Genomic DNA, 740 nt, shown 5'->3' with positions numbered 1-740 from the left:
TGGCACCCCGTTGCCGCCGGAGAATCCGCCGCGCGTGGCCCAGCCCCTGCCCGCGGAAGCCTCCGCCCCCGTCGACCCGAACTCCACCCAGGGACGGGCGTTCAGCGTGCGGACGCTCGGGCAGGGCGTGCCGTTCAACCGGCAGGCGCTCCAGGTGCAGCAGCCGTCGGCCACGCCCGCCCCGCATCAGCCGGGCGGCTCCGGACGGCGCCGCAAGCTGGGCACCCCGCCCGACCCGGCGGCCACCGCGCGCCCCGAGCAGGCGGCCCGTCCGCACCCGACGGCGGAACAGCCGGCGCCCTCCCCCCAGGGGCAGGAGCAGCCGTCCCTCGCGGGCGGCCAGCGGCTCGCGGCGACGGCCGAGGCCGCGGGACGGTCGTACGCCATAGGGGCGCCGGACCGGAACGCCGCCGAGGGCCCCGAGCCACTGGACGGGCCCGGCGGGGCCGTGGAGGTGGCCGACCCGCCGCGTCCGCAGCCGATGGACGACGAGCTGCCCCCGGAGCCGCTGGACAACCCGCGCCGGCTGCTCGTGTGGCCCGCGCCGGACGTCTCCACGCAGCAGGCGCTCAGCGACCGCGGCTACCGGCCGGTGATCGTGCACTCGCGCGAGGAGGTCGACGCGCAGATCGCGGCGTTCCCCGCCGCACTGTTCGTGGACCCGCTGACCGGGCCGATCACGCGGACGGCGCTCCAGTCGCTGCGGCAGGCCGCCGTGGCCGCCGAGGTGCCGGTGCTGG

The 740-nt window shown here is 78.9% G+C and carries 1 pseudogene; it reads left to right on the top strand.

Annotated elements, in window-relative coordinates:
* Window positions 1–740: pseudogene (locus GTW67_RS19015) on the top strand (nickel transporter); the annotation flags it as partial.

This window comes from Streptomyces sp. SID5910 (assembly GCF_009862125.1).
Taxonomy (GTDB): Bacteria; Actinomycetota; Actinomycetes; order Streptomycetales; family Streptomycetaceae; genus Streptomyces.
The sequence above is the reverse complement of the archived record's forward strand: the minus strand, read 5'-3'. Positions and strand labels throughout refer to the sequence as shown.